The sequence below is a fragment of the Shewanella sp. SG41-4 genome (assembly GCF_014164505.1).
Lineage (GTDB): Bacteria > Pseudomonadota > Gammaproteobacteria > Enterobacterales > Shewanellaceae > Shewanella.
In genome coordinates, this window is record NZ_JACJFI010000558.1 from 1 (window position 1) to 1,588 (window position 1,588).

The 1,588-nt window shown below is 41.6% G+C and carries 1 protein-coding gene; it reads right to left on the reverse strand.

Translation table 11 applies throughout. From position 1 onward, the window contains the following. Nucleotides 1-47: 47 nt before the first annotated feature. The coding region (ushA, locus tag H5202_RS22190; RefSeq protein ID WP_182773939.1) for a bifunctional UDP-sugar hydrolase/5'-nucleotidase UshA at nucleotides 48-1,588 on the reverse strand (1,541 nt) is incomplete at its 5' end.

Genomic DNA, 1,588 nt, shown 5'->3' on the forward strand with positions numbered 1-1,588 from the left:
CAGAATAATAAATGGGTACCCCATCGATTAACCTTAATTGAGTTGAATTAGTTTGCGGTTACTTCACAACCTAGTGGGCTGTTTGAATTATCATAAACAATGTCACCAATTGGTGCATAGTCTGCGGCAGCAATAGTGCCTTTGTCTTTGAAGAAAGTGTATAACACTTCAGCATCAACATAACCAGTTTGGATTGGGTCTAATACTGGGTAGCCGTCACCGCCTGCAGCGTTAAAGCTTGGTACAGTGAAGCTATATGAATCAGTTGCACTGTAGTCTTTACCATTAATTTCACTAATAGCAACAGTTTGAGCAGTACAATCAACTGTCATTTTCACGCCAGTGATTTGTGCATATGCACCTGCACCACGTTGGAATGAAGCTACAGTATTAAGATACTCAGTCACTTCTGCACCAGTCATAGTGCTCAACGTTACCATGTTGCCAAAAGGCTGCACAGTTAACACGTCACGATAAGAAATATCACCAGCTTGAATAGAAGCACGTACGCCACCAGAGTTCATCACGCCGATATCTGCACCCACTTTAGTACGCTGTGCTTCAGCAACTAAACGACCTAAATTAGTTTGCATGTTACGTACATTTGCACGCTCACCGTCTAATAATGCATCTGTAGTAGCAATAATTTCATCAAGTTGGCCTTGACCACGTTCTTGGTAATAAGAAAGTAGTGCTTTTAAATCTGCATCAGCTGTGATTTCATCAGCAACTAAAACTTTAGTTTTGTTACCTTCAGCATCTTCAACCGTTTTCTTCAAATTAACCGGAATTAACTTGTAGCTTGCAAGGTGAAGCTCACCGTTGAAATATTCAAAATCAGCACGGCCAACATACTTACCCCATTCATGAGCTTGCATAATGTAAGTGCCATTTTGCATGTCAGGAGTACAAGCGTCACCAGGAGCAAACTCTGCATAGTCGTTAGTATCTGGTTCCATACATACAGGGTTTTGAGAGTGGCCACCAATAATGGCACTTAAATCACCTGCAGCAAGTGCACGAGCTAATGTCACATCGCCAGGAGCATTACTACCATTTTGCGCATCAGCATAGTGACCCATATGAGTCGTCGCAAAAATTAAATCAGCGGTATCTGCAGCTTTAATTTCTGCAATAACTTTAGCCGCTTCAGTTGTTGGGTCTGTAAACGTTAAATCTTTAATAAATTCTGGGTTACCGATTTTAGCCGTGTCTTCGGTGGTTAAACCGATAACAGCAACACGAACACCGTTAACGTCAAACACTTTATAAGCATCAAAATAACGAGTACCGTCTGCTTTATAAATGTTTGCAGCAAGCATTGGGAAGTTTGCAACTGAACGTTGAGAATCTAATACTGCTAATGGGTTATCAAATTCGTGATTACCGACGGCCATTGCATCATAAGCGATTTCGTTCATACCGATAAAATCTGGTAATGCATCTTGTAAATCTGATTCTGGAACACCAGTGTTGATATCACCGCCAGACAGTAATAGCGATTCGCCACCGTTTGCACTGACTTCTGCACGAATTTGGTCGATCAACGTCTTACGCGCTGCCATACCATATTCGCCATCACTGTTAG